The 6,252-nt window shown below is 73.6% G+C and carries 4 protein-coding genes; 1 reads left to right on the forward strand and 3 read right to left on the reverse strand.

From position 1 onward, the window contains the following. On the forward strand, positions 1-802 hold an 802-nt coding region (locus AB0M52_RS28690; RefSeq protein ID WP_363960107.1), incomplete at its 5' end, for an AMP-binding protein. Between the two features lie 66 nt (positions 803-868). Here AB0M52_RS28690 and AB0M52_RS28695 read toward each other — a convergent pair. From AB0M52_RS28695 to AB0M52_RS28705, 3 genes are all read right to left on the reverse strand, one after another. Then, complete coding sequence (locus AB0M52_RS28695; RefSeq protein ID WP_363960109.1) at positions 869-1,723, reverse strand: hypothetical protein; 855 nt, start codon at positions 1,721-1,723, stop codon at positions 869-871. Next, positions 1,716-2,234 (reverse strand): SigE family RNA polymerase sigma factor, encoded by a 519-nt coding sequence (locus AB0M52_RS28700; protein ID WP_363960115.1) that lies wholly within the window; start codon positions 2,232-2,234, stop codon positions 1,716-1,718. Before AB0M52_RS28700 ends, AB0M52_RS28695 begins: the two co-directional genes overlap by 8 nt. 125 nt (positions 2,235-2,359) lie before the next feature. Next, the coding region (locus AB0M52_RS28705) for a DNA repair ATPase (protein WP_363960112.1) at positions 2,360-6,252 on the reverse strand (3,893 nt) is incomplete at its 5' end.

The raw sequence follows: 6,252 nt of genomic DNA on the forward strand, positions 1-6,252 counted from the left end.
GGTGCTCGCGCCGAACGCGTACGCCCGGCAGGGCTACCTGGCCGGTGCCGACGCGCTGCGGGCGGCCGACCTGAACACCGCCTTCGCCGACCCGCTGGCGGCACCGGAGCCCCGGCCGCCGCTGAAGGTGGTGGCCGTGAGCGGCTCCGCGCTGCCCGGCGGCCTTCCGTCGGCCTTCATGGACACCTACGGCGACGTGCTCTACAACCTGTACGGCTCGACCGAGGCGTCCTGGGCCTCCATCGCCATCCCCGCCGACCTGCGCCAAGCCCCCACCACCGCCGGGCGGCCACCGCACGGCACCCGGCTGGCGGTCCTCGACGACGCCGGCGAGCCGGTGCCCGGCGGCCGGGTCGGCCGGATCTTCGTCGGCAACGAGATGCTCTTCGAGGGCTACACCTCCGGCGCCGACCGGGAACGCCACGACGGCCTGCTGAATACCGGCGACCTGGGCCGGGTCAACGCCGACGGCCTGCTCTTCGTCGACGGCCGGGCCGACGACATGATCGTCTCCGGCGGGGAGAACGTCTTCCCCTCCGAGGTGGAACAGCTGCTCGCCCAACTCCCCCAGGTACGCGAGGCGGCCGTCATCGGCGTACCCGACCCCGAGTACGGCCAGCGACTCGCCGCCTTCCTCGCCCTGCACCCCGGCGAGACGCTGGACGGCGAGGCGGTCCGCGAGTACGTCCGGCACTACCTCGCCCGGTTCTCCGTGCCCCGCGACGTCGTCTTCGTCAGGTACCTGCCGCGCAACGCCACCGGCAAGGTGCTCACCCGCGAGCTGCGCCGCCACTACGGCTGACCCACGGCCGCCGTGCGCGCCGGGTGCCCACCATGGTTGCAACCGGCGCGCCCCCAGGGCCGTGGATCAGGGATGGAGAGTCAGGCCGGGCGTTCGGGCGATGGCGACGAGCTGGTCCATGGTCAGCAGTGGCTCGTCGGCGGACAGCGTCACCTTCACCTCGTTACCGACCACCTCGTTGTGCACGTTGTTGGTGATCACCAGCACCGAGGTTCCGTCCGCCCGGCTCACCAACGCCCAGAGCTGCCGACCGTCCGGTATGTGCTCGTGGATCTGTAGCAGCGCGGTTGCACCGTCCGGTAATTCCTTGAACTCGCAGCTGCGTTCGTCCGGAGCGTCGGAGCAGACCTCACCCATGGCCTCGTCGGTGCCGGTCGGAAGCACCCGCAGCAGGAAGAAGCCGGATTCGTCGCCGCGCCGGAGCGTCGCGTCGACCGAATACTCCCGGTAGCTCGGGTGGTACTGGAACTGCGGCTCGGTGCAGCTCTCCTGTGCCGGTTCTAGGCGTACGTCGGGCGGCAGCGCAGTGCGCAGCGTGTCGCGGAGCACCCCGGTCAGCCGGGCCACCCCGTCCGCCGGTGGCTCCGTGGGGCGGGCGCGGACGGTGTCGTGCGACTGGATCGGCGGTTGCGGGCCGGTGGGCTTCGGGCTGACGCCCGCGCAGAGCGGCGGGGCCGAGTCCGTGGGCTGGGCGGACAGCGGCGGTCCGAAACCCGCCGGGCCGACAGCCGGGCCCGGGCCAGCCAGCACCGACGGCACCACCAGGACAGCCGCGACGGCGGCGGCGGTCGCGGTGCCCGCCAGCGTCCAGGCCCGGTGACGGCGGCGGCGCACGTCGGCTTCGATCAGCCGGTCCACGTCGATCCGGCTCGGTGGCGGCGCGACCACGGCCGCACGCAACTGCCGGGACAGCTCATCCATGGCTGGGCACCTCCTGGTCGGCGACCACGCTGCCGACGAGCCGCCCCCGCAGCGTCTCAATGGCCCGCGCGGCCTGGCTCTTCACAGTTCCGGGAGTGCAGCCGAGTTCCCGAGCAGTCTCCTCGACCGAGAGGTCGCAGAAGTAGCGCAGTACCAGCACCGCGCGGCGGCGCTGCGGCAGCTCGGCGAGCAGGGCGAGGATGGCCAGCCGGTCCGCCGTACCCTCGACGGCCGGGCCGACCGCGCGGTCCGGCACCTGGGCCCAGGAGTCCTCCCGCCGCCATGGCCGGCGGCGCTCGTCCAACCAGACCCGTAGCAGGGTGCGCCGGACGTAGGCGTCCGGATTGTCCATGGCGGACACCCGCCGCCAGTGCCGCAGCAGCTTGACCAGCGCCGTCGACACCAGGTCGTCGGCGGTATGCCAGTCACCGCAGAGCAGGTACGCCGTGCGGCGCAGCGAATCCAGCCGCGCCGTGACGTACTCCCGGTACCCCTCGACATCCACCGGCAACCCGGCCACCTCCTCGCCTCACCACTCAAACGGCGGCGAGGCGGGCCGGGGTTGCTCGGCGGGTCGGGACCGCGCGTTAAGAAGGGGCCCCTGCTCTACTCCAGGCGTTAAGAAGGGGCCCTTCCTTACCGGTCGGCGGCGCGGCCGATGGCGGCGGCGACTCCGCCGACCCGGTCGGCGAGCAGGCCGAGTGCGCCCACCGCCCGGTCCACCGGGTCGTCGCCGGCCCCGCCGAGCGCCCGCGAGCGCTGGAAGGCGTCCTTCACCTCGGCCCAGCGGCGGGCCTGCTCCGGGGTGAGCCGGCCGCGCAGCTCGGCGAGCTTGAGCAGGTTCGCCTCGGCGCCCGCGGCCAGGGTCTGCGCCTCGCCCAGGTAGTGGTCGTCGATCACCGCCTCCAGCTCGTCGTCGGTGAGCACCGGGACGATCCGCTCGGCCAGCTTGTTCATGTTCCGGTACGACCCCTGGAGCTGGAACGGCGGCTCGGTGCGCGCGTCGTCGGACTGCGCCGCCGAGGCGATGTACGCCTGGTTGTTGGCCAGCACCACCTGCTGCACCCGCAGCATTTTGCGCAGCACCGAGACGATCTGCTCCAACTCCACCGGCGGGTACGGGTGGGACAGCTGGTCGGCCCGGACCGAGTCGTCGCCGCGCGCCATCCGGACCAGCAGCTCCAGGTCGGCACGTTCCCGGCCGGACAGCGGTGCCAGCACCGAGTTGGCGGTGAGTGCGTTCTCGATGTAGCTGAGCGCGAAGACCTCCTCCCGGCCGGACAGCACGTCGCCGAGGTTCCACACGTCGGCCCGGTTGGCGAGCATGTCCGGAATCCGGAACCGCCGCCCCGACTCGGTGTACGGGTTGCCGGCCATGCACACCGCGAACCGCTTGCCGCGCAGGTCGTAGGTGCGGGTACGGCCCTCCCAGACGCCCTCCATCCGGCGCTGCCCGTCGCACAGCGAGATGAATTTCTGCAACAGCTCCGGGTTGGTGTGCTGGATGTCGTCCAGGTAGAGCAGCACGTTGTTGCCCAGCTCCAGGGCGAAGGAGATCTTCTCCACCTCCTGCCGGGCGGTGGCGTCGGGCGCCTCCGCCGGGTCGAGAGAGGTGACCTTCGAGCCCAGAGCCGGCCCGTTGACCTTGACGAAGACCAGGCCGAGCCGGCTGGCCACGTACTCCATCAGGGTGGTCTTGCCGTAGCCGGGCGGTGAGATCAGCAGCAGCAGGCCGGACTGGTCGACCCGCTTGCCGTCGCCGGTCGCGCCGAGCTGCCGGGCCAGGTTGTCACCGATCAGCGGCAGGTACACCTCGTCGAGCAGCCGGTTGCGAACGAAGGCGTTCATCACCTTCGGCCGGTACTCCTCCAGCCGCAGCCGCTCCCGCTCGGTCTCCACCAGCGCGTTGCGTTGCCGCTGGTAGTCCCGGTACGCCGGGACCAACTCGGTGCGGAACGACCGGGTGCGGGCCAGCGTCTCGTCCAGCCGTACGCCCAGCGCGGAGCCGTCGATACGCGGGTGGGCGCCGAGCAGCCCGCCGACGGTTTCCGTCATGGTCGCGGCGCTGTCCTGCCGGGGCAGCTCAGGGCCGCACAGCTCGACGGCCACCGCCTCCGGCAGGTCGTACCCGGACAGGGTCCCGTCGTCGGTGGCGAGGAACGCGGTCAGCCACGCCTCCACCAGCTGGAACCGGCCGGCCAAGTCGCCGCCGAGGGCGCGCAGGTCGTCGTCGAACTCGCGCGCCGACCGCGACTGCGGGCCGCCGAGCGCCCGGCGGAAGCGGTCCAGCACGGCCCGCGCCCCGCCGCCGGTGACGAACCGGGCCGGCGGTCCGGACAGCTCCTCGAACAGGTACTCGCCGGCCAGGCCGGTCCCGGCGGCCGGTAAGGGCAGCCCGGCGCCGCGCAGGAATCCGTCGACCGCCTCGGCCAGCTGTGCGCAGAGCCGGTCTGCGGCGTCCTCGCCGTCGGGACGGCCGAACCGCCGCCGCGCCCGGGCCAGCGAGGCGGCGCGGGCCGTCCAGGCGGCCCGGGCCGGTTCGTCGGTGCCGTACCGCCAGAACAGCTGGGCGGCGGCGCGGTCGGCCGGCGGGTAACGCAGCAGGCCCGCGCCGGTGTGCAGGCGCAGCAGCACCCGCAGGATCTCGGCGGCGTCGTGGTCGTGCACGCCGCGCTCGTACCCCTCGTCGTAGCGGGTTTCGGCGATCCGCCGGACCAGCTCCCGCAGCCCGTCGGCGTCCACCGCCGCCGCGTGCAGCGCGTCCAGGGTGAGCCCGTCGCGGCCGGCCTCGGCGGCGGCCAGGATCGCGGTGGCCAGGTACTCCGCCCGGTACACCTGCGCCGACTCGGAGACCAGCAGCTGGTCCCAGAACCGGCGGGTCTGCTGGAACTGCTCGTCGCGGACCGGGGCGCGGTAGTCGGTGCCGGTCACGGCCACCACCATCCGGCCCTCGGCCGGCACCACCGCCACGTCGATCGGCTGGGTGTTCACCGCGAAGCGGTGCCGGCCCAGCCGGATCGTCTCGCCGCCGTCGGCGTACAGGTCGAGGCGGTCGCGCAGGCCACGCCCGGCCTCCTGGCGGGCGGCCCGGACCCGACCGTCCAACTCCTCGGCCCGCACCGCGTCGCCGAGGGTACGCAGTTCCTCGACCACCGCCCGCAGCTTGCCCACCATCGGGTCGGCCGCGAAGTAGGTGTTGACCTCGTCCAGCGAGCCGAGGGTGCCGGCCCGCCGCTGCACGCTGACCAGGATCCGCTCGGCCGAGGCGACCAGCCGGTCGGCCCGGCGCGCCCGCTCGTCCAGCAGCGCCTGCTTGCGCGCCGAGAACGCCTCGTAGATGTCGGTGCGCCGGGTGGCCAGCTCGGTGAGGAAGTCGTCGAACTCGCCGAACCGGGACTCCAGCTCCTCTACCCGCAGCAGCAGCCGGCCGAGCTGCTCGTCGCAGCGTTCGGCGGTGTCCGCTGCCGCCAGCGCACCGGTCACCGCCTGCCCGAGCAGGGCGAACTCGGCGGCGAAGCCGGCCCGCCCCTCGGCGGCGGCCAGCTCACGGCGACGCTTGTCGAGCACCGCACGGGCCCGGTTGACCGCGCCCAGCACCTCGCCGACCCGGCCCAGGATCCCGGTCCGGACGGTCGCGTCGGCGATGTCCAGCCCGCCCACCACGTCGGTGATGGTCTGCAGGCCGTCGGTGCGGGCGGCCAACTCGTCGCGGACCGTGCCGGCCTCGGCCACCGTGCCGATCGCGCCAGCGCGTACGGCGAGCCGGTCCACCTCCTGCTGGTAGCCGGTGAACGCCTCGTCCCGGCGCAGGAACTCGACCGCCCGGCGGCCGGCCACCGCCAGCTCCTCGTCCAACCTGCCGGCCAGCTCGTCGATCCGGTCGTGGTCGACGTACCGCAGCTCCCGCAGCGTCTCCAGGTGCCCGCGCGCCCGCCGCAGGCCACCGAGCTGGGCGACCCAGTCGTCGGCGGTCAACGGCGCCTCGCCCCGGGCCCGGCGGGCCAGCGAGGCGATCTGCTCGGCGCTGCCGTCCAGTTCGGCCCGCGCCTGCTCGGTGAGGGTACGGACCTTCTCGTGCTCCTCCAGCACGGCGGTCGCGGTGCGGCGCAGCCCGGCCAGCGGCGTGGCCAGGTCGCCGAGTTCGTCCTCGCCGAGCCAGTGGTAGTGGTCGGTGATCCGGGCGCAGGCGGCGATCAGCGCCTCGTAGACCGCAGCGGTGGCGGTGCCGTCGACCATCCGGGTCACTGAGAGGCAGTCCGAGATGCCGCGTACCAGGTCCGCGTTGCCGACCCGCTCCAGCGGCCCGGTCCCGGCCGGCTGGGCCGCCGCGTACGCGTCCGAGACGTACGGCGTCTGCCAGATCTGCATCGGGTGGACCCGGGTCGGCTCCTCGGAGACCGCCCGGAACACCACCAGCGTGCCGTCGTCGAAGAGCGAGAACCCGTGGCACGGGATCGGCGCCGCGACCTCCTTGCGGATCGCGTTGTACGGCAGCAGCAGGGAGCGGCCGTCGGCGCGGGCGTGGCACC

This window comes from Micromonospora sp. NPDC051296 (assembly GCF_040682255.1).
GTDB lineage: Bacteria > Actinomycetota > Actinomycetes > Mycobacteriales > Micromonosporaceae > Micromonospora > Micromonospora craterilacus.

Excerpts from the sequence above, each read along its gene's own strand:
- AB0M52_RS28695 (WP_363960109.1), bottom strand. The coding sequence starts at position 1,723 with ATGGATGAGCTGTCCCGGCAGTTGCGTGCGGCCGTGGTCGCGCCGCCA.